The sequence below is a fragment of the Acinetobacter sp. GD03645 genome, from assembly GCF_029845285.1.
GTDB classification, from domain to species: Bacteria; Pseudomonadota; Gammaproteobacteria; order Pseudomonadales; family Moraxellaceae; genus Acinetobacter; species Acinetobacter corruptisaponis.
Genome location: NZ_JAOCLL010000013.1, coordinates 37,063 through 62,991, shown reverse-complemented (window position 1 = coordinate 62,991; position 25,929 = coordinate 37,063). Strand labels below are relative to the sequence as shown.

General features: G+C 42.8%; 23 protein-coding genes and 1 riboswitch. Of the genes, 12 read left to right on the top strand and 11 right to left on the bottom strand.

The genetic code is table 11. From position 1 onward, the window contains the following. The first annotated feature begins 137 nt into the window (after positions 1-137). Both N5J47_RS11805 and N5J47_RS11800 read left to right on the top strand, forming a co-directional pair. Complete coding sequence (locus N5J47_RS11805; RefSeq protein ID WP_279960155.1) at positions 138-629, top strand: RcnB family protein; 492 nt, start codon at positions 138-140, stop codon at positions 627-629. Positions 630-778: 149 nt separating this feature from the next. Further along, a complete protein-coding gene (locus tag N5J47_RS11800) occupies positions 779-1,138 on the top strand; it encodes an RcnB family protein (RefSeq protein ID WP_279960156.1) in 360 nt (119 codons plus the stop codon). A 41-nt stretch (positions 1,139-1,179) separates the two neighbouring features. Here N5J47_RS11800 and N5J47_RS11795 read toward each other — a convergent pair whose 3' ends face one another. The 4 genes from N5J47_RS11795 to N5J47_RS11780 all read right to left on the bottom strand — a co-directional run bounded on the left by N5J47_RS11795 (position 1,180) and on the right by N5J47_RS11780 (position 6,233). Further along, complete coding sequence (locus N5J47_RS11795) at positions 1,180-1,677, bottom strand: phosphate-starvation-inducible PsiE family protein (protein ID WP_267981957.1); 498 nt, start codon at positions 1,675-1,677, stop codon at positions 1,180-1,182. 122 nt (positions 1,678-1,799) lie between these two features. Further along, complete coding sequence (locus N5J47_RS11790) at positions 1,800-3,581, bottom strand: acyl-CoA dehydrogenase C-terminal domain-containing protein (protein WP_279960157.1); 1,782 nt, start codon at positions 3,579-3,581, stop codon at positions 1,800-1,802. A 160-nt stretch (positions 3,582-3,741) separates the two neighbouring features. After that, positions 3,742-5,544 carry an acyl-CoA dehydrogenase C-terminal domain-containing protein gene (locus N5J47_RS11785; RefSeq protein WP_267981955.1) on the bottom strand — a complete coding sequence of 601 codons (1,803 nt, stop codon included), beginning with the start codon at positions 5,542-5,544 and terminating at the stop codon, positions 3,742-3,744. A 299-nt stretch (positions 5,545-5,843) separates the two neighbouring features. Next, a complete protein-coding gene (locus N5J47_RS11780) occupies positions 5,844-6,233 on the bottom strand; it encodes a heavy-metal resistance (protein ID WP_279960158.1) in 390 nt (129 codons plus the stop codon). A gap of 129 nt (positions 6,234-6,362) precedes the next feature. Between N5J47_RS11780 and baeS the strand changes: the two genes are divergently transcribed. The 4 genes from baeS to N5J47_RS11760 all read left to right on the top strand — a co-directional run bounded on the left by baeS (position 6,363) and on the right by N5J47_RS11760 (position 11,433). Continuing rightward, positions 6,363-8,021, top strand: coding sequence for a sensor histidine kinase efflux regulator BaeS (gene baeS / locus N5J47_RS11775; protein ID WP_279960202.1), 1,659 nt, complete (start codon positions 6,363-6,365; stop codon positions 8,019-8,021). Positions 8,022-8,067: 46 nt separating this feature from the next. Beyond that, positions 8,068-8,754, top strand: a complete 687-nt coding sequence (locus tag N5J47_RS11770) for a response regulator (protein WP_279960159.1) — start codon at positions 8,068-8,070, stop codon at positions 8,752-8,754. Between the two features lie 157 nt (positions 8,755-8,911). Next, positions 8,912-10,321, top strand: coding sequence for a hypothetical protein (locus N5J47_RS11765; RefSeq protein ID WP_279960160.1), 1,410 nt, complete (start codon positions 8,912-8,914; stop codon positions 10,319-10,321). Between the two features lie 38 nt (positions 10,322-10,359). After that, complete coding sequence (locus tag N5J47_RS11760) at positions 10,360-11,433, top strand: hypothetical protein (protein WP_279960161.1); 1,074 nt, start codon at positions 10,360-10,362, stop codon at positions 11,431-11,433. 3 nt (positions 11,434-11,436) lie between these two features. On the opposite strand, the gene N5J47_RS11755 is transcribed toward N5J47_RS11760, so the two are convergent. The 3 genes from N5J47_RS11755 to N5J47_RS11745 all read right to left on the bottom strand — a co-directional run bounded on the left by N5J47_RS11755 (position 11,437) and on the right by N5J47_RS11745 (position 15,182). Beyond that, on the bottom strand, positions 11,437-12,312 hold the full coding sequence (locus N5J47_RS11755; RefSeq protein WP_279960162.1) for a hypothetical protein: 876 nt from the start codon (positions 12,310-12,312) through the stop codon (positions 11,437-11,439). A 97-nt stretch (positions 12,313-12,409) separates the two neighbouring features. Beyond that, complete coding sequence (locus N5J47_RS11750; protein WP_279960163.1) at positions 12,410-13,852, bottom strand: protein adenylyltransferase SelO family protein; 1,443 nt, start codon at positions 13,850-13,852, stop codon at positions 12,410-12,412. 160 nt (positions 13,853-14,012) lie between these two features. Then, positions 14,013-15,182, bottom strand: coding sequence for an acyl-CoA desaturase (locus N5J47_RS11745; protein WP_267981949.1), 1,170 nt, complete (start codon positions 15,180-15,182; stop codon positions 14,013-14,015). Between the two features lie 212 nt (positions 15,183-15,394). On the opposite strand from N5J47_RS11745, the gene N5J47_RS11740 reads away from it, so the two are divergent. Beyond that, on the top strand, positions 15,395-15,922 hold the full coding sequence (locus N5J47_RS11740; RefSeq protein WP_279960164.1) for an META domain-containing protein: 528 nt from the start codon (positions 15,395-15,397) through the stop codon (positions 15,920-15,922). 56 nt (positions 15,923-15,978) lie between these two features. Here the strand turns inward: N5J47_RS11740 and N5J47_RS11735 are convergent, their stop codons facing one another. The 3 genes from N5J47_RS11735 to N5J47_RS11725 form a co-directional block, all read right to left on the bottom strand. Continuing rightward, positions 15,979-16,698, bottom strand: a complete 720-nt coding sequence (locus N5J47_RS11735; protein ID WP_279960165.1) for a glycerophosphodiester phosphodiesterase — start codon at positions 16,696-16,698, stop codon at positions 15,979-15,981. Between the two features lie 22 nt (positions 16,699-16,720). Next, positions 16,721-17,308, bottom strand: a complete 588-nt coding sequence (locus tag N5J47_RS11730) for a cob(I)yrinic acid a,c-diamide adenosyltransferase (RefSeq protein WP_279960166.1) — start codon at positions 17,306-17,308, stop codon at positions 16,721-16,723. A 102-nt stretch (positions 17,309-17,410) separates the two neighbouring features. Beyond that, complete coding sequence (locus N5J47_RS11725; RefSeq protein ID WP_279960167.1) at positions 17,411-19,267, bottom strand: TonB-dependent receptor; 1,857 nt, start codon at positions 19,265-19,267, stop codon at positions 17,411-17,413. 35 nt (positions 19,268-19,302) lie between these two features. Then, a riboswitch (cobalamin riboswitch) is annotated at positions 19,303-19,517 on the bottom strand. Positions 19,518-19,677: 160 nt separating this feature from the next. Here N5J47_RS11725 and N5J47_RS11720 point away from each other — a divergent pair. The 4 genes from N5J47_RS11720 to N5J47_RS11705 all read left to right on the top strand — a co-directional run bounded on the left by N5J47_RS11720 (position 19,678) and on the right by N5J47_RS11705 (position 23,826). Next, positions 19,678-20,337 (top strand): phosphoribosylanthranilate isomerase, encoded by a 660-nt coding sequence (locus N5J47_RS11720; protein WP_279960168.1) that lies wholly within the window; start codon positions 19,678-19,680, stop codon positions 20,335-20,337. Further along, positions 20,318-21,562 (top strand): tryptophan synthase subunit beta, encoded by a 1,245-nt coding sequence (gene trpB, locus N5J47_RS11715; RefSeq protein WP_279960169.1) that lies wholly within the window; start codon positions 20,318-20,320, stop codon positions 21,560-21,562. The genes N5J47_RS11720 and trpB overlap by 20 nt, the downstream gene beginning before the upstream one ends. Before the next feature lie 101 nt (positions 21,563-21,663). Then, entirely contained in the window at positions 21,664-22,812 is a 1,149-nt protein-coding gene (locus tag N5J47_RS11710) for a GGDEF domain-containing protein (RefSeq protein ID WP_279960171.1), read from the top strand. Between the two features lie 18 nt (positions 22,813-22,830). After that, a complete protein-coding gene (locus N5J47_RS11705; protein WP_279960172.1) occupies positions 22,831-23,826 on the top strand; it encodes a DUF2804 domain-containing protein in 996 nt (331 codons plus the stop codon). Positions 23,827-23,871: 45 nt separating this feature from the next. On the opposite strand, the gene N5J47_RS11700 is transcribed toward N5J47_RS11705, so the two are convergent. Beyond that, positions 23,872-24,747 (bottom strand): metal-dependent hydrolase, encoded by an 876-nt coding sequence (locus N5J47_RS11700; RefSeq protein ID WP_279960173.1) that lies wholly within the window; start codon positions 24,745-24,747, stop codon positions 23,872-23,874. Between the two features lie 115 nt (positions 24,748-24,862). On the opposite strand from N5J47_RS11700, the gene N5J47_RS11695 reads away from it, so the two are divergent. Beyond that, entirely contained in the window at positions 24,863-25,882 is a 1,020-nt protein-coding gene (locus N5J47_RS11695) for an AraC family transcriptional regulator (RefSeq protein WP_279960174.1), read from the top strand. The last annotated feature ends 47 nt before the right edge of the window (positions 25,883-25,929 follow it).

Genomic DNA, 25,929 nt, shown 5'->3' with positions numbered 1-25,929 from the left:
TTAGCATATTCTCAAACTCGACGAAAAATCCCTCCTTATTTCATCCTTGATTTGCCCTGAATGGTATCGAATGGTAACAGTCATTGCTGATTTTTTGCTCTAAAATAGAAATTAGGATTTGATGAGGGGAGAGGGCAATGTTGCGATCTAAATACGATGTTTATGCTTTTATTGGTGTGTTGAGCTGTCTTCCCGCAATGGTCTATGCCGATAATGCCTGGAGTGGCTATAGTGGGATGGAGCGCCGTTCCTCGCATCAGGCTTCGCCATCTTATCAGCAGCCTGCACAGGACCCATTTGCTTTTTCAAATCAGCGCTATACCCCCTCTGCGCCACCAAAAGGCTATTATTATCAGCCCTATCAAAATAATAACCACCCTTACCCCAACCATCGACCAGGCGTTCGGATTGAATATTATCCAGATACCCAATATGAGGGCAGTTATCGCCGTGAGTCTTTCGTGGTGGGGAATGAGTTGCCTGGTGAGTTCCGTAGTGAGCGTTATGTGGTTCGTGACTGGGACTATTATTCCTTACGTGAGCCGCCACGCGGTCGACACTGGGTTATGGTGGATGGACGTTATCTCTTGGTAACCGATGATAATTTCACCATTGAAATTATTCGCTGATTTTTGGGTGTTTTTGAAATTGTTCCTTGATGATGACCTCCATAATTTCTTGGATTTCATTACAAAGCTTTGCAATGTCGCTGGATTTGTTCATGGTTTCTCCTTGAGTTTCTCTTAATCTGGATTCAGGTCAAACAGAGGATCAAACAATGAAAAAGACGGCAATATTACTTGTATCAACCTTAATGCTTGGTGTTTCTGCATCTACGATGGCAGATTCAAATCGCTGGAACAATCATCACGATTATAAAGATCGTTACGATCATCGCTATGACCGCCATGACCATCGTGAAGCCCACTGGTTAAATGACAGGGGCAACAAATATGGTCAGCGTATTGTTTTTAAACGTGGCGACCAGTTGCCATCGGCATTCCGTAGTAACCGTTATGTGGTGTCAAACTACCGCCTACATCGCCTGTATGAACCACCACGTGGTTATAACTGGATGCAGGTACAGGGTAAATATGTACTGGTGGATTCAAAATACCGTGTCTATCGGGTTGCATAACATGATCGATCAAAAGCAGGCATCAAGCCTGTTTTTTTTATTTATGCCAGTTCATCATCTTGGGGTTGAGGTGTTTTATTGGCAGGAATTTGCTTTTCCTGATCTTTGCTACGAATCACGGATGGGTAGTTCCATGAAGCAAAACGCACCACTAAAATGGCTAGGGCGAGGATTAAAATAGAACCCGTAATAATCACCTGATCCATTGAGGCTTTATGATTGTGCTGAATATCAGCAATCAGTAAACGGGTCAGTGCGGTAATTGCCACGTAAATCAAAAAGCGCACGGGCATGTGATTGGTCTTGAAATAAATCCCAACCATCGCCCCCAGTTCAAGATAGATAAATAACAGCAGAATATCGTCAATGCTTGCGTATTGCTTAACGGTAAGGATTTCAATCACCGTATGCACGGCTGACCATGCGATCATACAGCCGATAATAAACAGCGCCAAATAATGAAAGGCTTCAACCGCATAGTGACCTAAACGGTCGAATAGACGTTGTAGGTCTTCAAGTTTCTCTTTTGAACTAGACATGGAAATTTAATGTACTCAACATGATCATAAAAATGGATGCAATTTTTATGCTGATTTTACAAAGGTCATAAAAAAACTGCCTAAACCAATTGGTCTAGGCAGTTTGAATAACCAGACTAAAATTAAGCCTGATTAGTGAAGTAATCTTCGCTAAAGTTCATGATCAAGTCAGAACCTGCCTTGATTTTCGCAAGACGAGAATCAAGTTCTGGCAAGATACGCTCAACATAGTACTGCGCCAAAGCCAATTTGTTTTGGTAGAAATCACCAGACTTGTCTTTTGCAGCAGCAGCGATCTTCGCGAACATATAGCTAAAGCTCAGTAGACCAACTGCATGTAGATAATCCACCGCAGCAGCATTTGGGAAATCTACATTTTCAGCAGCTTGTTCAATGATGAATTGGGTAATGGCTTCAATTTCAGTTGCAGCATCTAAGGTTGCATCTTTAATGAAGTTTAAGTCTGTGTCCAGTGCATTGGCAAAGTCACGGATTTCAGCGATATATTCAGCAATGAACGCACCGCCACACTTAATGGTTTTACGACCAATCAAGTCTTGAGATTGAACGCCATTGGTACCTTCGTAAATCTGTGCAATACGAAGATCACGGATACACTGTTCCATACCCCATTCACGGATATAACCGTGACCACCGAACACCATTTGCGCATCCAGAGTTGCCTGGAATGCAGTATCTGTGAGGTATGCTTTTGCAATCGGTGTTAATAGCGCAACACGGTCATTGGCTTTTTTCACTGCTTCTGCATCAGTTGAGAACTTGGTGATATCAAGCTGTTGACCCACATACACTGCGAATGCACGAGATGCTTCATTGTTGGCACGTACATTGAGCAACATACGGCGCACATCACCATGCACTAAAATACTGTCCGCTGGTTTGTTTGGTGATTGCACACCTGCTGCACTACGACCCTGTAAACGGTCAGTCGCATATTGTGCCGCATTTTGGTAAGCAAATTCAGAAGCACCTAGACCTTGAATACCCATAGACAAACGTTCGTAGTTCATCATCACGAACATTGCCGCAAGACCTTCGTTTTCTTTACCAACAAGGTAACCTTTGGCACCGTCAAAGTTCATCACGCAAGTCGCAGATGCCTTGATGCCCATTTTGTGTTCAATTGAACCAGGACCAACAGGGTTACGCTCACCTAAAGAACCATCTTCATTTAACAGGAACTTCGGTACGATGAATAAAGAAATACCACGTGAACCTGCAGGTGCATCAGGTGTTTTTGCAAGAACAAGGTGAATGATGTTTTCAGCGAGATCGTTGTCACCACCTGTGATGAAGATTTTCGTACCTGTAATGTTGTAAGTACCATCTTCGTTACGTTCAGCTTTGGTTTTGATAATCCCTAAATCAGTCCCTGCATGTGGCTCGGTTAAGCACATGGTGCCTGACCATTCACCAGAATAGATTTTAGGCAGGTAAGTTTCTTTCTGCTCTTGAGATGCATAGCTGTTTAAAGCCATACCTGCGCCCACAGAAAGAAGTGGGTAAAGCATGAAAGATGGGTTGGTTGCGAACAGCATTTCATCAGAAAGTACAGTCAGCATTTTTGGCATGCCTTGACCGCCCCATTCCTCATCGGCACCTAGACCGATCCAGCCACCCTCAGCATATTGACGGAAAGCATCCTTGAAACCTGCTGGTGTAAACACGTCGCCATTTTCCCAACGCGCGCCTTCTTCATCGCCAGTACGGTTCAATGGATGGGTCACGTTTTGGGCAAACTTCGCCATTTCCTCTAAAATCGCTTCAGCAGTTGCGGCATCTACATGAGCAAGCTTCTCATTAGACTGCCAAAATTGTTCTGCTTTAAATACATCATTTAAGATGAATTTCATGTCTGCTAATGGGGCATTATAAATTGGCATAATCGTTCCTTTTTACGCACAGGTCATGTGCAAAGTGATCAAATAAAACGAACAAATAAATGAATGGTGTAAATTTAGCACTGATTAAACAAAAAAAGGACGGTCAAAACTGACCAGTCCTTTTTCTGTGATGAACGTTGCATCTCATTCTAAACTATGTTTAGAAAGCGAAGTGTTCTGCATCAAGTTCAAACAATGGCGCAACACCTGTTGAAAGCACGTCTACGTGAGAGCGAACACGTGGCAGGATCTTCTGGAAGTAGAAACGTGCTGTTTTGATTTTCGCATTGTAGAAGTCAACATCAGTTGTACCTTCAGCCAATTTCTCCTGAGCAACCAATGCCATACGTGCCCACAGGTAAGCAAGTGTGACATAACCAGAGAAGTATAGGTAATCCACCGCAGCCGCACCAACTTCATCAGGGTTTTGCATTGCACGCATGCCGATTTGCATGGTGATGTCGCCCCATTCCTTGTTGGCAGCAGCCAATGGTGCAACAAATTCCTGCATCGCAGCATTGTCTTTGTTTGCTTCAACAAATTTATGGATGATCTTGGTGAAGTCTTTCAACATTGCGCCCTGAGTTTGCAATACTTTACGACCTAGCAAGTCAAGTGCCTGAATCTCAGTGGTACCTTCGTACAAGCAGGCAATACGTGTATCACGTACAATTTGCTCCATACCGTGCTCAGAGATGAAGCCGTGACCACCAAATACCTGTACACCGTGCTTCGCAGATTCAGAACCAGTTTCAGTCAGGAATGCTTTAGCAATAGGTGTCAACAAAGACAGGATGTTGTCAGCAAACTTACGCTCTTCCTCAGTTTCACCTTTTTCAACGATGTCTGCATATTGAGCCAATAAGTAAACCAGCGCACGGCCACCTTCAGCAAATGACTTTTGTGTTAAAAGCATGTTGCGAACAGCAGGGTGAACGATGATTGGGTCTGCTTCTTTTTCAGGTGCTTTAGGACCAGAAAGAGAACGCATTGCCAAACGGTCTTTCGCATAGGTTAAAGCGCCCTGGAAAGAAGATTCAGATGCAGACAAACCTTGAACCGCTGTACCAATACGTGCAGTGTTCATGAATGTGAACATGCAGTTTAAGCCACGGTTTTCAGGCCCGATCAAGTAACCTTTTGCCTGATCAAAGTTGATCACGCAGGTTGCGTTACCGTGAATACCCATTTTGTGTTCGATTGAACCACAACGAACCGCATTACGCTCGCCCACAGAACCATCTTCATTAACATGGAACTTAGGAACGATAAAGAGTGAAATACCTTTGGTGCCTTTAGGCGCGCCTGGTAAACGAGCTAAAACGATATGGATGATGTTGTCAGCCATGTCGTGCTCACCAGCAGAGATAAAGATTTTCTCGCCAGAGATTGCATAGCTACCATCTTCATTTGGCTCTGCTTTAGAACGGATGATACCCAAGTCTGAACCTGCATGAGATTCAGTTAAGCACATGGTGCCTGTCCAAACACCTGAAACAAGGTTCGGTAGGTAAGTGGCTTTCTGTTCGTCAGAACCCCAGTGCTCAAGGGTACGTACCGCACCGTGAGACAAGCCAGGATACATACCCCAAGCCCAGTTTGCTGTACCAACCATTTCAGAGATTGCAATCCCCAAAGAGTTTGGCAATGCCTGACCGCCAAACTCTTCATCAGCAGAAAGCGATGGGAAGCCCAGCTCGATATATTTTTGATACGCTTCCTTGAAACCTGTAGGCGTAGTGACAACACCGTCATTCCAAGTACAACCTTCACGGTCACCGACTTGGTTTAAAGGAGAAAGTTCATTCTCACAGAAGTCAGCCGCTGCTTCTAAATATTGATCAACCAATTCACGGCTTACGTTGCCTTGAAATGCAGGCAGTTTTGCGTAATGTGCTTCAGCATTTAATAATTCGTGCAATACGAACTGCATATCACGTAAGGGTGCTTTGTATTGTGGCATAGCGGGTTCCTCAATACTGGTGAAACCAGAGTTATAATCTTAGTCAATGATAAATGTGCCCAATTGGCTCCATTTTGTAGCGCTAATCGTGCAACAAGTCATCGTTCGGTACAAGCTTTTACAGGTCATTTCTGAGTGACTGCTAAGTCAAAGTTTGTGGTTCAACCTGTTTAAACGTTTAGATTGTAGGTGTTTTTTATACTTTTGACTTAAACTGCATGTTGAAAATCGTAAGCAGCTGTGTAGACAAAAAAAGGGCGCTTAACGCGCCCGTGAGGAAGAGGAAAGAAGTGTGGTGATTAAGCCTGACGTTTAAAGTTGGCTTGATCTGGAGTAAAGCGAACTTCGCATGTCCCCTCAATGGTGCGGTTGTTCCATTGAATATTGACACGGTCACCAATACGTTTGCCCTGACAGGCGGTAGCAATTTTTGCCCGTTGCGCTTCATGTTCTTCACGTATTTTTGCGCGTTGATCTAAACGCTGTTCACGTTTTGCCTGCCATTCCGCACGCTGTTCAGGGGTGAGCTGTGGGCGCTGTTTAAAGCCACGGTCGCCATCCCGCTGTATTGGGTATTTGCCGTGACGGTGTCCATCTGCGTAGGTATTGGGTGCTGTAGACTGACAGGCTGTTAAACCAAACATAGCTGTTATCAATGTGCCGAGCAATAATGTCTTTTTAAGATTCATGGTGGTGTTCCCAATCTGCGTTATTTTTGATAGTTAAAGATTAGATAATAAAGATGAAGAAACAATGGAGAGTTTTTTTCAACCATGTTGGGTACAATCCATAAAGAGAACAATATTGAGACTAAGCTTTTGAATGTTCGTCGTGTCCCGATCGCGCTACGCCTGTTTTTGACAGTCCTGCTCACCACCTTGCTGATTGCAACGATTAGTCTGGGGATTTTGCACTGGACCATGCAAAAAAACTTTGCGCGCTATGTTGCCGATGTGGAAATGCAGAAACTGGACCGCCTCATTGCCAATCTGGGCAATGTCTATACGGTTTACCATGACTGGGGCAATGCCATTCAGGCACAGATTCTTCAAATCGAGGGCACGGCGGCACCTGATGACTATGATCGTTTATCGCAGTGGTGGTTACGTCGCCAGTATGACATCGCATTGCAGCAACGTTATTTTAATGACCACACCTTACTTAGTCTTTCCCCAACACTGGCACAGAACAATACTGAAATTAAAAGCCGTCAAATCTTTAATGAAGAAGAGTTGAATATTCTAAAAAAGAATTTACCCTCAGAATATCAACCTTTTGAGGGCCTAAAATTTCCATTGCGTGCCAGCCAGTTTCGGCTGAAATCCGATGAAAAAGGCAGTAAACAACAAAGCACCGTTGAAAGTGGTAAAAAACGTTTTGTGTCGATTCCTGATCGCTTGGGCTTAAGTTCGCGTCTCTCGCTGTATGATGCCAAACACCAGTTTATTGTGGGCGAGCCTGCGTCAGACCAAATTTCCTACCGCCCAATTATGGTGGGGCAGGACGTGGTGGGCTATCTGGGATTGAAACCTGTACTCGATCAGGATGATGCATCCAGTATCAACTTCTTTAGTAATCAAAAACGATATTTACTGTTGGTCTATGCGCTTACCGTGCTGTCGAGTCTGGTTGCGGCATTATTGATGGCGACCTACTTTAAGAAACCGATTCAACGTTTGCTCAATGCAACACTGGAAATGACACGTGGCAACTACCAGCATCAGGTAGTGATTAAACGCAATGATGAGTTGGGGGATTTATCCAATCAACTCAATCATCTGGCTGACATCCTCCATCAACATGAGGAGTCCCGCCGTCAATGGGTGGCTGATACCTCACATGAGTTGAAAACGCCATTGGCGGTATTGCAGGCACAGATTGAGGCGATGCAGGATGGAATCCGTAAAGCCACACCTGAACATCTTGATGCCATGATGCGTCAAGTAACCAGTCTAAAGAAATTGACACAGGACTTGGCAGATTTGGCGCAGGCGGATGCACAGCAACTCAAATGCTATTTTGCTGAGGTCAACCCATGGGATGTGGTGTTGCAGGAAGTTGAAAACTTTAAATCCACTTTTGAACAGAATCAGTTGGAAGTTTCACTGTCAGGCGAGAGCGTGTTGTTATCTTTAGACCGTGACCGCTTTAAACAGATTATCGTCAATTTGTTAGGGAACTGTGTCCGTTACACGGAACAAGGTGGAAAAATACAGATTCACACTCAACAAAATGAGCAACAATGGATACTGTATGTCGATGACAGTCCATTGGGCGTCAATGATGAGCAACTTGCGCGTTTAGGTGAACGTTTCTATCGTGTGGATGATTCCCGTACTCGTAGTACAGGTGGCACAGGCCTGGGCTTGGCATTGTCCTGTAAATTGGCACAGGCACTGGATGGTTCACTGAGCTTTGATCATTCACCTTTGGGTGGATTACGTTGTGTACTGACTTTCCCAAAACAGATCAAATAACTTTTTAGCTCCTCTTTGCTTGAGGATAATGGATAGGATGAAGACCATGAAACATATTATGTTGGTTGAGGATGAGGTTGAACTGGCAGAGCTGGTTCGGGATTATTTGGAGGCGGCTGGTTTTGAGGTCAGCATGTTTCATGATGGTCAGGATGCCTACACTCAGTTTCAGCAACGTAAACCTAGCCTGATGATTCTGGACTTGATGGTGCCACGTATGGATGGTCTAACCATTTGCCGTAAGGTGCGTGAACAGTCAGACTTGCCGATTATCATGGTGACCGCGCGTACTGAAGAAATTGACCGTGTATTGGGCTTAAATATGGGCGCAGATGACTATATCTGTAAACCCTTTAGCCCAAAAGAACTGGTGGCACGTGTTCAGGCGGTGTTGCGCCGTTTGGAGCGTAAGACTGAACCTGAACAAGATGATTTATTCCGTATTGATAAGGCACAGCAACGCATCTGGTATCAACAAAAAGCACTCACTTTAACCCCAACAGAATTTCGTTTATTGGAGCTATTTTTAGAACATTTAGGGCAGGTATATTCACGGGCGCAACTACTGGATCATATTAACCCTGACAGTTTTGATGTGGCGGATCGGGTGATTGATAGTCATATTAAAAATCTGCGCCGTAAAATCACCGAAGCTGCTGATACAGGTAATCGCCATGAATGGATTCAGGCGGTGTATGGGGTTGGCTATCGTTTTGAATATCCTGATGAGTAAAAAATATAAGCCCTTTATTAATAAAGGGCTTTCTATTAAATAATCAATTGTCATTATAAATATAACTAGATATGATTATAAAAAACCTAAGCATGGTTTTATAAAATCCTAAATTTAATAATTTAGATAACAGTTTTCTATAAAAAGGGGTTATAGAATGTTTAAGAAGACATTGTTGGTTTTAGCTTGTTCGGCTATTTTAACTGCTTGTGGTGGAGGTAGTGATTCATCATCAAATAATGGTGGTAATAATACTGAAAATCCAGCCATTCCAGTATCAGACTTGGATAAGGCAAAGCAATTGGTAGATACAACAAATACTATTATTAGTTATTTTGATAGTTTTGATGGATTGCAATCACAATACCAGCCGACATTCGATGCAATTAGTGATGCTGGCAGTGATATTGGTAATGCCAGTAGCTTGATTTTGACTTTGGCCTCATTGGCACAGCAAGATGCAAATGGTTCAACCCAAGAATATAATGCAACTCAGCTAGAGGCTTTATTAAAAGAAGACTCAACCTATGGCCAGTATTATTACCCTGACTATCAATTGAGCAATAATACGCTAAAAGTCAGTGTGACACCAAATTCTGTGACTGTAACAGGGGGAGTTACAGCTAAATATTGGACAGATTATGTTTGGGACTCTAAAACACAAACAGGGCATGACGTTTTTGGTAATGAAGCTACTGTGGGTGTAACCAATCTGAAACTTGAAGCACCATTCTCGGCATCTAAATCAACTTACGATTTTAAACTGGTTGCTGGTGGGAAAATTGCGACCAAGAATGTCCTGAGTAAGAAAGAGGCAATTTTGGCGGTCAATAGTGATAGTACTGCTCAAGTTGTTTATAACAATGCAAAAAAACTGGATGACCGTTCTAGTGACCAAGCACCTAAGACTGCACAGTTTAAGTTTGCGAATATTGTGTTGACTGCTGTTGGTACGGGTGCAGAGTTGAGCTTAACGGAGTTTTCAAGCAAGGCTACACAAGTTCAGTTTAAGGATGGTTCAAGTACATCAACTGAGCTTATCCCAACTGAGCTGAATTTAAAAGGTAAGGCTGTTGCTGGAAATGAGAACCTGAACTTAGAGGCAAGCATTAAATTAAATAATGATTTATCCAAAGTAATTGATATTACAGGTGGTGATGAATCTGCTGCTGCATTTATCAACGCGGACCTTAATGTGAAACTCAGTGGTAATGTCAAGGGTGGTGGTACCAGCATTAAACCATTTAGTATTGATTTAACTGCGAAGCGTAATGAGTATCAGAAAGGTACAGCAACGATTAAGGTTGCTGTAGATAAAGATGCGCTTACGGCTGATTTTAAAACAGATAATTTGATTGGTAATGATCCTAATGCGGCGCATGAGCCAACTGTATGGGCAAAACTGTCTCATGCCAATGGTGCTTATGTTGAAATTGCTGATCTTGACAAGTTTACGTCAGCACAGATTAAAGTGGGTAACACCTCATACGCTACAGTAAGCAAAGTCTCAGATAACGTATATTCTGCAAAATTCACAGATAATACCGTTAAAGCGATTGCACCATAATCATAAAAAGGAGAGGGGGAGTAAATCCCCCTTTTTATATGCTCAAAAAAAGTCTAGCTGTATTGGGAATGCTAATGCCTTTCTATTCCAATGCCCAGGAAAAAATCTATTATCAAGTACAGGCAGATGTATATAGTGAACCTTTGTCGATTCACGCATTTACAGATGATTGGGATGACCCAAACTTTAAATCGGGAAAAAATGCATTTGCCCATGGCCTAATGCAGTTGGGTGTTAAACAGGGACAATGGGATTTTAGCTGGATTTGGCGTTATGATTATGTACTACGTTTTAGTCCAGACACTGCAAAATTATATTATCAGATCAAAAATGAAAAATTGATTGATGCCAATACTCAATATAATTTGCAACTAGAGGCACAGCATATTGATACGGTTGGGTCACGATTTGCATATACCTGGCAACTTTCACCTAACTGGAATGTAACTACAGGGGCAACCGCATTAATTGGCCGAAATTATGCTGATGGTCAGGTGAATGCTTTGGCGAAAACCACAGATCAGGAACAACTTATGGATCGTGTGAAGTGGCTTAATGGTCAAATTGACTATAGTTATGACCAGCCAGCATTAAAAGAAGACAAAATGGGCTGGAATGAGCGAGCGAATCATGGATATGGTTTTGCATTTGATACTTCATTACAAGGGACTATTGCGAATCACTGGAAATTAAATATCAATATTCAGGATGCTTTGGCCTATTTATATTGGCAAGATGCACCCTACACCCAATATCAGATTGCTTATGATCAGGATAAGCGTCCCCGATTTGATATTCAGGGACAATTTAATAAGTATCATCAATATACGCAGAAGTTGCCTTTTAAAATTTATACTGATCTAAATTATCATTCAGATCAGAATTGGCGTTTAGGTATGAGTTCAATCAGCAATCAATATAGTAGTCTTTGGCAATTGAATGCTTATTGGGATAGAGGTGTACAATGGGGAATCCATTTTGAACCTCAGACCCATGCTTTTGGTTTATCCGTACAGCATCAAAATTTTGGCTTGAAGTATATTGCAGATGATCTAAATACCAATCAGGCCAAGAGGATGGGCGCTCAATTATTTGCTCAATATCAATGGTAGAGACTAAGCAAAATAATAATCCACATCTAAACTTAAGCCTAGTGTAAACAATTTTCTAATATTGGCTGCGCTAACGGGGCGGTGATGTGGATTTTCAATATGTCCTGTTGCACTGACACCGAGCGAATATTGGGGATTAAAAAAGAGCTGCTGCAATGTGTCTTGATAAGGGAGTAACTGTTCCACTACATCAGCAATATGCTCATTCAGTTTTAATGAATCTCGATCTAAACGTGAATGTAGTTTAATCAATGAATTCTGATGATTGATTATCGGTCTAATCACAGCATTTGGTCGATATATATTATGCCCCTGATCAAAACATACTTCAAAATTGAGATTAGGGAATAATTGTTGTAATTCAGAAGCAGGTAAGCGAGCTACGATAGAGAAATAAGCATATTCACTACATGGCCGTGATTGTTCTATTATTTTTATAGGCTGGGCATAAGGGTAGTCATGCCTATCATCCTGATCTAAATAACCATGTAAGTGAAATCCAGCATTTAATTCGCTCAGTTCTCGTAATAGATCAATATTCAGATGAAACCCTGCACCTTGCATATTTACATCATGCGTGACTAAATGCAAAGTTCGATGAAATGATGTGGGAAGCTGTAACATATTGGTTTTATTTTCAAGATAAGTAAACCAATGCTGGATTTGCTCTGCATTATTTAAATTTGGGTCAATGTCAAAACGAATACACATCTGTTGAAATTGATGTGTGCCATCATCACTGATTTGACCTTTATTCCAGGCTTCATAGCCCCACATTCGATCAAAATGATATTGTTCTGAGATTTCTTGAACAGATTGTTCACTATCTTGGGTAATAGTGAAATAAAAATATTCACTGTAGCTTTGTTGCTGTGACATTATTTTTACCCTTAACGTTCTTCTCGGGATATTCTTTTAAAACGAATAACTCACCTGCGTCGCGATAGCGGCGCAAGGGAACTCAAACTGTTTAGAATTAAGATGAACAACTTACCATCACCTCAGGCACATCACTTGGCAAAGGTGCAATATCCTGTTCAGTTTCCAGGTCTGGTTGTTTTAAATAAGGCTGATTCAGTAGCTTAAACAAACGTTCAACCTCACTAAAATCGCCACGTTCAGCCTGCTCAATGGCTTTTTGGGCCATATGGTTACGTAGAATGTAATGTGGATTCACCTGTTGCATGACTTGGTTTAATTCATCAGTATCTTGATGCTGTCGAATATTTTGATAACGAATCAGAAAATCATCAAACTGTTGTACATGGATACAATCATCTCTTAATGCCTTGTAATCCTGTTGCTGCAAGCGAATAAAACTTTGGGTGTAGTCGAGTTGCTCGGTTTGTAAAATACCAAGAAAAATAAAACTGCAATCCAGACTGTCTTTATGAAAATGGGGAAGTCCCATTTTTTTGCATAAACCCTGACCATAATATTCTAAAAAGGTCGGTTCAAATTTTTCTAGGCAAGTCGCCAAATCCTGTTTGAACTGTTCCTTATTTTCAGGAGTGGCTAACGGAATCATATTATTTAACCACGTCCATAGATTCCAGTGCCCAATACTTGGCTGATTTTGGTAGGTGTAGCGACCCTGATGGTCGGAATGGTTATTGATCCAGTTCGGACGGAAACGCTCCATAAAGCCATATGGACCAAAATCTAGTGTTGAACCTGTAATATTTAAATTATCGGTATTCATGACCCCATGCGCAAAGCCGACCAATTGCCATTTGGCAATCATGATCGCTGTTCGTTCAACTACTGCCTGAGCGAACGCCAAAATAGGATTCTCTGCTTCCAAGCATTCTGGATAATGCCATTCGATACATTTTTGTGTAAATTCAGGCAAAAGTTCAGGTGCATATTGATTGATCCATTCAAAATGACCGAAACGGATATGACAGTCTGAGGTGCGTAACAACATGGCACCCAGTTCTAATGTCTCACGCTGTACGCCCTGGGTTGAAGTGGTAAAACCGACTGCATGACTTGAAGCCACGCCAAGCGCATTCAGTGCATGTCCAGCCAGATATTCACGAATCACCGAACGCAATACCGCACGACCATCACCCATACGAGAGTAGGGTGTTGAACCCGCACCCTTAAGATGGAGATCAATGGTTTGTCCTTGCTGATTGAGAATTTGCCCAATCAACAAGCCACGACCATCGCCCAACTGTCCAGCCCATTGTCCAAATTGATGTCCTGCATAGACCATTGCCAAAGGTGGAAATTCAGCAAAGGTTTTTTGTCCGCTACAAATCTCAACCCAGTTGGCTTTATCCTCTTCATTCCATTGCAACTCATCAGCCAATGCTTCGTTAAAGTGACCAGCTTTTGCACCACGTAAAGGACTGGGCTGTTGCTGATGGTAAAGTTTAGGATTGAGGGAAGCATAGCGGGGATTGAATTGCATAAACTGGACATCGTGATCGGGGTTAAAAATGAATATAGCAAATTATGTTGCCACAAGGGCAAGTAAAGGCTAAAGCCATACAAGAACATATAGCAAATACTGTTTAGAAGACATAAAAAAATGGCCTCTTATAAAGAGACCATTTTCAATCATCATGGATTTATTCAGAAACAGGCGCTTTTTTGATGTTACGCATTAAGGTTTCCAAACATTCGCGATGGTGAGCAAGACGATGTTCAAGCAACTGGAAATCAACCTTAAGTTTATGGTCGATCTGATGGATTTTTTCAGCCATCGCTGCCTTTTTCGCATGAAGTTCCTGCTCTTTCAACTTTGCCCAATCATTGAGTGTATGGGTAAAGGCTTCGTATTCCTGCGCAATACGTTGCTTCATTTGCACGATGTCGGTATTGACATCATGACCGTAGATCGCCAAATCCTGCTCAGCATATTTAAATTTCATCGCAAGTTCAGCTTTCTGGATATTAAAGCTTGGAATGCGTCGTAAATTTTTAGCCAAGCCAAGTTTGGAGCTGGTCCAGATCAACCATTTGGTTGGGTCATATTGCCACCATTTTACCCCATTACGGTAGTCGTACTGGAAAATGTGATGGTAGTTATGATAACCCTCACCCCAAGTCAGGATTGCCAATACGAAATTATCACGTGCGGTATTTTCATCGGTATAAGGACGTTTGCCCCACATATGGCACAGTGAGTTGATGAAGAATGTCACATGATGGCTAATGATCAGGCGTAGTAAACCACCCAGTAGAACGACACCCCAAACATCGCCGACTGCCCAGCCAACACCACCCAGTAAGCCCACATGAACTGCAATGACCATTGGGACATAGTATTTATGCTGGAACATCACCAGCTTGTCATTGAGCAAGTCAGGTGCATTTTTGTAATCGGGTTCAGAGGGTGAGTGGTCGCGAATCATCCAGCCCAGATGTGCATACCAGAAACCACGTTTGATTGAATATGGATCCTGGTCTACATCATCAACATGACGGTGATGGGTACGGTGGCCTGAAGCCCAAAACAGGATACTGTTCTGGACAGCGAAAGTACCGCCAATCATCAACAGGATTTTAAGCGGTAAAGCGGCCTCATAGGCACGGTGTGCCCAAAGACGGTGATAACCTGCTGTAATTCCCAGGCTGCTTAATGCTAAAAGAAAAAATAAACTGACCCAGGCACTTACACTAAAATCATAATAATAAGCGTATAAAGGGATTAGAATAATCGCAAGAATTGGTGTTCCAATTAAGGTAATGCTAGCAGTCCAGTTAATGGGTGCTTTTTTGAGTGGGGCGGAAGTCATATCCGTCAGCGCTCCTAGTAACCTTGTTTGCACAAGATAATAAAACTAAACGAGATAGCAAAACCAATCATAACGATATATTGCTATTTTACCGTTGATATTAGCACGCTCAGATAAATGAACACTAGCATTATTCTACAGTTGTACTTAAAGAACCGTAACAGAATTCAGCCTGCCTAACTGGTGTATTGATTAAAAGGTGAAAGAAATCAATGTCTGAGCAAATTACCGTGAAAAATCCGATTTTTTCCATGAAATCTTTTTTTCATAAAACTTTCATTTTGTCGGCTGTTGTGATGGTGGCTGCCTGCCAGAGTCAACCCAAAACAGTGCAGAAAACCACCTTGCAACCAAAACGTGTGGTTCAGCCTCCTGCAATGCAGGTTCGTAAAAGTAGCGATGGTGTGCAGGATGTTGAATGGCAAATTATGACCATTCAGAATAGGCGTGCATTGTTTTTTAACCAGTATCCGAGTTTCCTGCTTAACTCGGTGACAAAGACAGTCTCTGGCCATACAGGCTGTAACGCTATTTATGGTCGTTATACATATGACTTTGCTCGGCAGAAACTTGATTTTGATGTTATGGCTGGACATGACAGTTGTCATAAGGCTTTGGCCCAGGAAGCTGATTTGATGGATCTCATTCAACGGGTTGAGCGTTTCCAGTTTGATGGTACAAATTTATATTTGCTTGATGCTAAAGGGCAGCGTCTGATTCAGGCACAGCCTAAAAGATAAAGTAGGGGCGATGTATTCGCCCTAATCCCATATTTTAATTGTTTATACTGCGATTTCTACAAACACAAAGATCTGAGCATGGTGCTTGGTACATCAGTGATTAAGCCCTGAATGCCCAATTGCTGTAAATGCTTCGCCCTTTCCACATCATTGACTGTCCAGACACTGATATCCAGATGGGCCTGTTGCGTCAGGTGAATCATTTCATCAGTTGCCAGTTGGTCTTTCCAGCCAATCTGGCAGCATCCATATTGCTGGGCCAGTTCTATGGCATATTCACCCAGTGGAATTTCAACCAGCAAGCCACGTTTAAAGTGGCTGTGATGTTGCTGTAAGGCGGTTAAAATCTTCACATCAAAGCTGGTAATGGTTGCGGTCTTTTCAAAGCCCTTGAGTTCATTATGCAGACTTAAGATCAGGCGTTCAGCCGCCGCTTCATCTGCAACAGCCTTGATTTCAACTTCAATATGTTCAAACTCGGTCAAACATGCCATCACGCCTGTTAAGTGAGGGGTGTATTCTTCATTTTCCCAAGCCTGCCATTGATGGCGATGGTCAAACTGCTGTGCGGTGGCTAGATCACAACTTTCAACATGTTGTGAACGACCTGTGGTACGCTCAAAATTATCATCGTGGATGACAATCAATTGGTCATCCTGTAGTTGCCGCACATCAAACTCGACGGCACGTACCCCTAGATGATGCAAATAACGAAAACCGCCCAAGGTATTTTCAGGCGCTTCGCCGCGTGCACCACGATGACCAATAATTCGCATTTATTTTCTACCTAAACCATCTTTATGCTGGATCAATACTGTCATTGATATTCTTCTGCCACAGCACTTCGCTGCCACCCTCAGCACGCTGTAAACTGCGTGAAGCCACAAACAGCCAGTCTGATAAACGATTGAGTAATTGTAAAGCGGTTGCCTGAATATTTTGATCGCGTGTATGCACCGACATCAGGGCACGCTCAGCACGACGGCAGACAGCACGCGCCTGATGCGCATAACTACAGGCCAAAGTGCCTGATGGGAGGATAAAATCTTTCAGCATTGGCAGATTTTCATTCATGCGGTCAATTTCTTTTTCCAGAAATTCAATACAGACAGGCTGTAACAAATGATAGTTGGGAATACAGACTTCACCGCCTAAATCGAATAGCCAGTGTTGAATCAGGCTCAGGCTTTTGTCCCAGTGGTGTTTATCTGCCATTTGGCTGGCACTGATTTGTGCGCGGAGTACCCCAATGGTGGCATTCAGTTCATCCACATCACCCAGTGCAGTGATGCGTAAATCATCCTTGGCAACCCGTGAACCATCTCCTAAACCCGTTGTGCCTGAATCGCCAGTGCGTGTGTAAATCTTGCTTAAACGATGTCCCATAGTTCTGTTGCTCTTGTCCTAAAATAAAAAGGGGATAATGTCGGTCAGAACATTACCCCGAAACTGGAGTGAATCAAGTGTTTTTATGATGCGCTTGTCGGCTTAGTAACGGAATGTTATCCCAGCAGAGGCGAGGCGACCACCATTGATATAGTAAACACCATTGCCGTTATAAGCTGTTTTATAATTGACATCACCAATATTTTCAATATTGGTAAACAGCTTGATCATTGGGGTTGCTTGCCAATATGCATTCACATTGGTGCTGACATAACCTGGATTAATTGTTGGCGTGGTGGATGGGTAGTCTGCAATGTCTTTTGAGCTGGATTTTGCAACAACAGATGCAGAAATGCCATAAACACCGTCATCCCAACCTGTGGTTAAAGTCAAGCTTTGTTTAGGACGACGATTCAAGTCTTTCTTGGTTTCATCATTTTTGGCCTGAACATAGGCATAAGTGGTGTTGAGGAACAGAGCATCTTGTTGCCATTGCAGTGATGCTTCACCACCCGTAAAGGTTGCCTTGTTGACATTAATCAATTTACCAGCCTGATAGCTGATCAGGTTGTCGACTTTATTGCGATAAACAGACAAGCCTAACTCAATATTGTTGTTGAGCTTTTGATCTACACCCATTTCATAAGAGAAACTTTCTTCTGGCTTTAGATCAGGGTTTGCACCCCACGAAACGGCATATAGGTCATTGGTTGTTGGGGCACGGAAAGCGGAACCAATATTGGCATAGACACTTGTCAATGGGAGAACCTGATAACGGATAGCACCCTGACCTACAGTGTGGGTACCAAATTTATCGTTGTCTTCAACACGGACACCAACCTGAGTTTCTAGTCCATCCTGCTGGTATTGATGTTGAACAAAATAGCCAATGGTATCGACTGACTCGTTGTATTTAACATCTGCTCCGCCCCAGAGGTTTTTAGAGTAAACATTGCCTTTGATATCTTTAAAGGTTGAACCCAACAAAACATTTTGTGCAGGCGAGAATTGCCATTTTGTATAAAGCTCAGCTTCCTGCGTGGTGCTGTATACATAATCTGGTGAGTCATTTTGATTCAGATTGTCTTTGAATTGAGAAAGGCGTGCATGAATAGCTAAATTATCCAGGACGTTTAGGCGGCCTTTTAAATTGATCACTTCATTTTTAAAGTCTTGTGAAACTAAGTTTCCATAGTTGTCGTAATCGCTATAGCCTTGGTTTTCACTGTAATCAACAGAGGCAGCATAGTCTTGCTTGTTTACACCGAATTTTGCACTGTAACCTTTTTGATCAAAGCTGGCTTTTTTATTGTCTTTGGCATCAGTAACAGATGTACCATCCGTTTCTAAACGTTGACCACGAATTTGTGCATAAAAACCCTTTTGTGCCAAATCGGCACCGATCACTGATTTATAGGTTTTATTCTCACCAATTTCACCTGTTATAAAGGCAGATGTCTTTTCAGGTGTTTTTGAAATGAGCTGGACGACACCACCAATCGCATCTGCGCCATATAGCACTGAGGCTGGACCTTTTAATACTTCGATTTGTTTAATATCAGTTGTATCAATAAAGGGTAGGGATGCTGCGCCAGAAGTATTTGAATTCAGGCGGATACCATCCCTTAACAATAAGGTGTGGTTGGAGTTGGTGCCACGTAGGAAGATTGCCGCTGTTTGTCCATAGCCACCACTTTGCACCATATTGATAGATGCATCAGTTTGTAGCAGTTGAGGTAAGGATGCGATTGGTGATTGTTCAACAATCTGTGGCTCTACAATAGAGATACGTGCAGGCACATCCTTGATTTTTTGTTCAGTACGGGATGCCGTCACCACAATGGTATCAAGTGAAACGGTTTTATCCGTTGACTGATCCTGGGCAAAGGCGACTGAAGAAAACCCCATCACAATAGCGATAGCGCCAACTAAGCGTGTTGGCTGGAAAGAAATAGACATGTGCGCTCCAGACATTCATTCCTCGTGAATGTTTAAAGTAGATAAGTACAACAAGCAGGTCTTCGGACTTCACTATAATCATCTTGAAAGATGATAGACTGATCACCTTCCCACATCATTAGATGCAGTGGTTTGGCTACTAAGCTAAGATCAGCATTTCAGTGTTACCGTTGCGAGGACAGTGTTGGAGTTTCACCAACTTCCCTATAAGCAAAGGAATTTGCTTTAGACTTGTTGCAAGATGGTGCAAAGTATAAAGGGGGCATATACAACTTACAAGATATGAACAAAAAGTAGGTCTTTACATGAGTGGCGGCACATTACATATTATTTTGCATAGTTATCCGATTGATTGAGTTTTGCATTACAATATCAGCATTCTAAAATCTTTATTTAAAGTCGGATTGCCCATGCAGCAGATACAACGGCGGACGCGTGCCAAGATTTGTGGAATTACCCGCGCACAGGATATCCAGTCTGTGGTTGAGGCAGGTGCGGATGCAATCGGTTTTGTATTCTTCCCACCAAGTCCACGCCATGTCAGCATTGAGCAGGCACAGGCTTTGGCTAAGCTAGTTCCACCTTATGTGCAACTGGTTGGCCTGTTTGTAAATGCGAGTGCAGAAGAAATACAAAGCGTACTTGATTCAGTTCCTTTGGATGTATTACAACTACATGGCGATGAAAGTCCTGAACAATGCCAGCAGATTGCGGCACAATGCAAACGCCGTTGGTATAAGGCCATACAGGTTAAACCAGATCTGGATGTGGTGGCTGAAATCCAGCGTTATCAAGCCGCAGGTGCCAGTGCCGTACTATTGGATGCGTGGCATCCTGAGCTGAAAGGTGGCACGGGACACAGTTTCGACTGGAACCAGTTTCCCCAACTCGATATTCCACTGATTTTGGCAGGCGGATTAACCCCTGAAAACGTGAGTGAAGCCATTGATGTCACAGCCGCTTTTGCTGTGGATGTCAGCGGAGGCGTAGAGTCCGCAAAAGGTATAAAAGACCAACAACTCATTGAAAAATTTATGCAAGGAGTCCAATGTGGATCAGCAAAACTCTAGTCAAGAAAATCAGGTGATTGATTACACCCAGTTTCCAGATGCGCAAGGGCATTTCGGGATTCATGGTGGGCGTTTTGTATCAGAAACGCTGATGGCTGCACTTGAAGATCTAGAAAATCTTTATGGTCGTATGAAAAATGATGCACAGTTTCTGGCAGAGTTTGACCGTGATCTTGCGTTCTATGTTGGTCGTCCTAGTCCACTTTATCATGCTGAACGATGGTCGCAGCATCTTGGGGGGGCGCAGATTTACCTCAAGCGTGAGGACCTGAACCATACGGGTTCACACAAGGTCAACAACACCATTGGTCAGGCACTCTTGGCAAAGCTGTCAGGTAAGAAGCGCATTATTGCAGAAACAGGCGCAGGGCAGCATGGCGTTGCGACAGCAACCATTGCAGCACGTTTGGGCATGGAATGTGTGGTGTACATGGGTGCTGAGGACGTAAAACGTCAGGCAATGAATGTATACCGTATGCGTTTGCTTGGGGCGACTGTTGTGCCTGTGCAAAGTGGTTCAAAAACATTGAAAGATGCCATGAACGAAGCGATGCGTGACTGGGTGACCAATGTTGATAGTACTTATTATGTAATTGGTACGGTTGCAGGTCCACACCCATATCCACAGTTGGTTCGTGATTTCCAGTCGATTATTGGCCGTGAAGCGCGCCGCCAGATTCAGGAGCAGGCAGGACGCTTGCCTGATGCCTTGGTGGCTTGTGTTGGCGGTGGCTCAAATGCGATGGGCTTATTCTATCCATTCCTGAATGATCAGGATGTGAAGATGTACGGTGTTGAAGCGGCGGGCTATGGGATTGAAACAGGCAAGCACTCTGCACCACTCAATGCAGGTCACGTTGGTGTACTGCATGGCAACCGTACCTACCTCATGTCTGATGAACAGGGTCAGATCATTGAAACCCATAGTATTTCGGCAGGTCTGGACTATCCAGGTGTGGGTCCTGAGCATAGCTTCCTGAAAGACATGAACCGTGTGCAATATGTCCCAATCAATGATGATGAGGCATTACAGGGTTTCCGTGACCTCACCAAGATTGAGGGGATTATTCCTGCACTGGAAAGTTCGCATGCGATGGCCTATGTCAGCAAACTTGCCCCAACCATGTCGAAAGACCAGATCATTATTGCAACAGTTTCAGGTCGTGGCGACAAGGACCTGATGACGGTTGCTAAAATTGATGGCATTCCGATGGTCGACTTATAAAACTAAAAAATTATATGCTAGGATTAAGGTAAATTTATGCCTAATGACATTATATGGTCATTAGGTTTTTACATGGATGTAATCACATAGGATTACGGGGGATGAAATATTCCTTACCTAGATATATTAGCAAAGCTTTTCTAGTTATTCTGGACTGGGATTTAGTCAAAAAATCCCAATCAATACTGTGGTATGCCAGTTTTACCGCAGTCGTGATCTATTTTATCCAGATAAAATACATGTATCACCCATTGGCAAATACTGAATTACTTATTCGGTTTCAATGGCTGTTTCCTGGCATCATTATATTAAATACATTTTTTATTTTATTGGGTTATTTTATTAAAAATAAGCCAGACCTGCACATTTACTATGTGATGTTTTTATCTGTTTATTATCCATTCTCATTGTTGGGACTGCCAATTGGGGTAGGTTTGCTGAACCTCCTGAATGGCATTATCTTTATGGGGATTGCCTTTACCGCATTATTATTATATCCCCGATTTGTGGTGTATTTTGGTCTGGCCTTTTATGTCTTTGCATACTATATTTTAGCTGGCCTTACGGTGACTGGGTATCTGGATTATGCGGTTGCCTATAAACCGTATACCTTGCTGCATAAGGATATTCAAAATGCCCAGATTATCTATACCATGTTTTATACCACCTTATATGCGGCATTTACCATCACGCTATTTGATATTAGTGTGGAGCGTTGGCGTAGGTATAGTTCAAAAATTGAAAAACTCAGTTGTACCGATGAATTAACGAGCCTGCTTAATCGTCGCGGGGTTAATGAGATTATTGATTTACAGATGCAGCAGGCACAGATTACCCATCGCGAAACCTCACTGATCATGGTAGATATTGATAATTTTAAAACCATTAATGATCAATATGGGCATCATCAGGGTGATCTGGTATTAAAGCACGTTGCGGATATATTGCGGAAAAACCTGCGAGCCAGTGATGTGATTGGGCGTTATGGTGGTGAGGAGTTTGTGATTCTGCTGCCATTTACCTCAATTGAAAATGCAGTATTGGTGGCAGAGGCATGCCGTAAGGCATTGGAGCAAACGACAATTGAAGTTAAGCAAAATGAACCACTCTCTATCAAAGCCTGTTTTGGAGTGAGCAGTACGGCTTTTAGTGGCTTTGATTATAGAGGCTTGTTCGAACAGGCAGATAAGGCGATGTACCAAGCCAAACGGAATGGTAAAAATCAGGTCAGAACAGCTTTAACGCTATAATTTATTTGGGGAAATGTGGTGAAATTAATACAGGAAAATGGTCAGCCTCGTTATGGGCGTTTTGACCAGATACCCTCACGGATCAATCTGGACGATTATATCTATAAAACCCCTTATGGGCAGATGTTGAAAGGCTGGCGCAAGCAGCTTAAATATAAAAAATTTAGATTTTGTGGCTTGCAGCATGAACACTACAGTATTGGTGTGGCGATTGTCGATTTATCATGGGCGGGGCATGGTTTCTTCTATGTCTATGACCATCTTTCAGGAAAGGTGATTGAATGGAATGCGATCCAGCCACTGGCGTTGAAAACCCATCTGGATGAACAGCCTTTATTTAGCCAAAGTTATTTTAAGAAATCTGCCTATCAATTCGATATGCAGCATGCCAATGGTGTGCGTTACATTCAGGTGACCAAACATGGGGAGGTGCGGCTGAAAGCCCGCATCTTCTGTGCAGGTGTGGATGCACTCAGTCTATGTACGCCAACAGGAATCAATGGCTGGACTTATACCCAGAAACAAACCACTCTGGCTGTCGAGGGTTTCTTTATCAATCCAGAGCGGCAAAAAGTTGACTTTAATGCGCAAAGTCTGGCTGCACTGGATGATACCTGTGGCTTTCTACGCCCTGAAACAGCATGGTTCTGGCTCTCCTGCCAGTTCCGCGATGAAAATGGTCGACGAATAGGTTTAAACCTTGCATCAGGTGTCAATGAAAGTTTTGGTAATGAAAATGCATTGTGGGTGGATGGGCGTTTATATCCACTCACCGATATTTTATTTGAACAGCAGAATGAAAAACTCTGGTCCATCCGTTCTTTGGATGGACGACTAAAACTGACCATAAAAACAGCATGGTGCCGTTTTGAAAATATTAACCTGCGTTTAATTGGTAGCCAGTTTAATCAGTGGCAGGCTAAAATCAGTGGCACAATTGAGCATGAGGATGTTGAACTGATCATATTGAATCAACAATATGGTCTATTGGAACAGCATTACGCCAAATGGTAATTACTGTAAAAAAATCCCTCTTTTTAAAGAGGGATGATGGGAGATTTATAGACCAGCTTGCCAAAAAGCCTCACCCGCAGCGATTGGGTCATTGGTTTTGGCCAGTGTGTCAATCCAGACATCGTATTGGCGAATAATCGGATGTTGGTTCGGATGAAAATCTTTTTTAAACCAGTCGCTATACTGTTCTCTTTTTGCAGTCAAAATACCTCTGCGTCCAAAGAACCATGGCAAGCCCTTGCGTGCCATGTCAAGACGCTGCCTAAAGCTAAAACCATCACTCTTAAGCATGACATCGGTACGGTAAAGTGTGAAGCCAAACATTAACACGGTCGTAATAACGAGGGCAGAACGACGAGTCAATTCTGGTACTTCACCGACCTGTTGCATGACATCAAAAGCCACATCACGGTGTTCCATTTCCTCAATCGCATGCCATGCGAACAGCGCGCGAACAAAAGGATCAGCTTCCGCCAATGTTTCTTTCTTACTGTAGAATGTGTCTGCCATCAGGGCGGTTAAATGTTCAGCCGCTGCGGTCATGGCAATATTGTATTGTGGTGAGCGATTCTTCAATTCAAATCTAAATATTTTTTTCAAACGGTTGGTGAACTGATCCACAGGCATGCCTTGTTCTTTCATGATCTGGTTCATCTTGTCATGGGCAATGCCGTGCTGGGCTTCCTGACGAATAAAGTCTGCCACACGTTCCTGTAGCTCAGGATCATTGATCTTGTCACGGAATAAACGTACACATTCAATGAAGTAGCGTTCTCCATCAGGGAAAGTCAGGCTTAATGCATCAAACATGCGGGTACGGAATGGATCACCACCAAACCAGAAACGTGGAGCCTCATTGAGGTGAAAGTCTAGTTTTGTTCTTACAATTGGATCAGCCTGATAGGAAACATGTGCGTTCATTTTTGCTATTCCTTGTCTTTTTCATGAACTTAGTATGAAAAAAGTTCAGTAAAATGTTTTGACAGTTACAGCCAAGTTTTATACAAATAACGACAGATCAGGATGAGATTGGCGTATGTCAGTTAAAATTATCATTGGATATCTACGGTTGTTGAACCGTGTCCTACAGCAGGAACACATTGACTTGTCTAAGGCTGTGGCACCTGAGCTGTGGCAGGACTTTCGTGCCTGCTTGGAAAATCCAGATGAACAGGAATTTGATGTTGAGCGTTACGCATTGCTGTTGCAGGCGGCACAGGCGTATTTCCCTCGTCCGATCACACTGGTTTTGGCTGAACATGCCAACTTGCAGGATTTGGGGCTGATGGGTTATCTGGCATCAACCAGTCTGGATCTGGAGCAGGCTTTACAGCTTTTGCAGCGCTATTATTCTCTGGTGTTTAAGCAAACCAATCTGGAACAACTCAGCGTACAACAATTCTCACAGTACATTCAAATTGTATGGAGTGCATCCTATTGCGATTATCGGGAAATGTATGAGCTGAATCTGGCACTGATCTTTAAAATTGCACAGTCGATTGTACAGGATGCCCTGGTGCCACCGCAGATGATTCAGTTTGGTTATACACCGCAAATGGCTTTATATCATTTTGAAAAATTTTATGGCTGTCCAATTCAGGTTCAGGCTGGGCAATATGCCATTCGTTTTTCCAACCAGATTTTACAGGCCAAAAGCATTGCGGCAGACCAACAGTTGAACCATGTGCTCTCTACTCAGGCACAGCAATCATTAAATAGCATGAGTTCTTTTGAGGCACAGCAACAACAGTTTCGGCAGAAAATCCAGAGCTATATTGAGCAGGGCCTGTTGCAGCAAGAGGAAGTTTTACAGGGTTATGTCGCCAAGCGTTTGCACTGCTCGGAACGTACCTTGCAGCGTCAGCTCAAGAGCTATCAATTGAACTTTCAGGATATTCTGGATCAATACCGTCTGGAGCAAAGTAAGCTTTATCTGCAACAGGGCAAGTCATTTTCCGAAATTGCCGAGCGTTTAAACTATGCGGATCAAAGTGCCTTTGGACGTGCGTTTAAGCGCTGGACAGGTGTCACACCGAAGCAGTTTTTAAAATTGTAATGTACAGAAATTAGTAAGCTTTGATCATTGAGAAAAAAACAAAAATA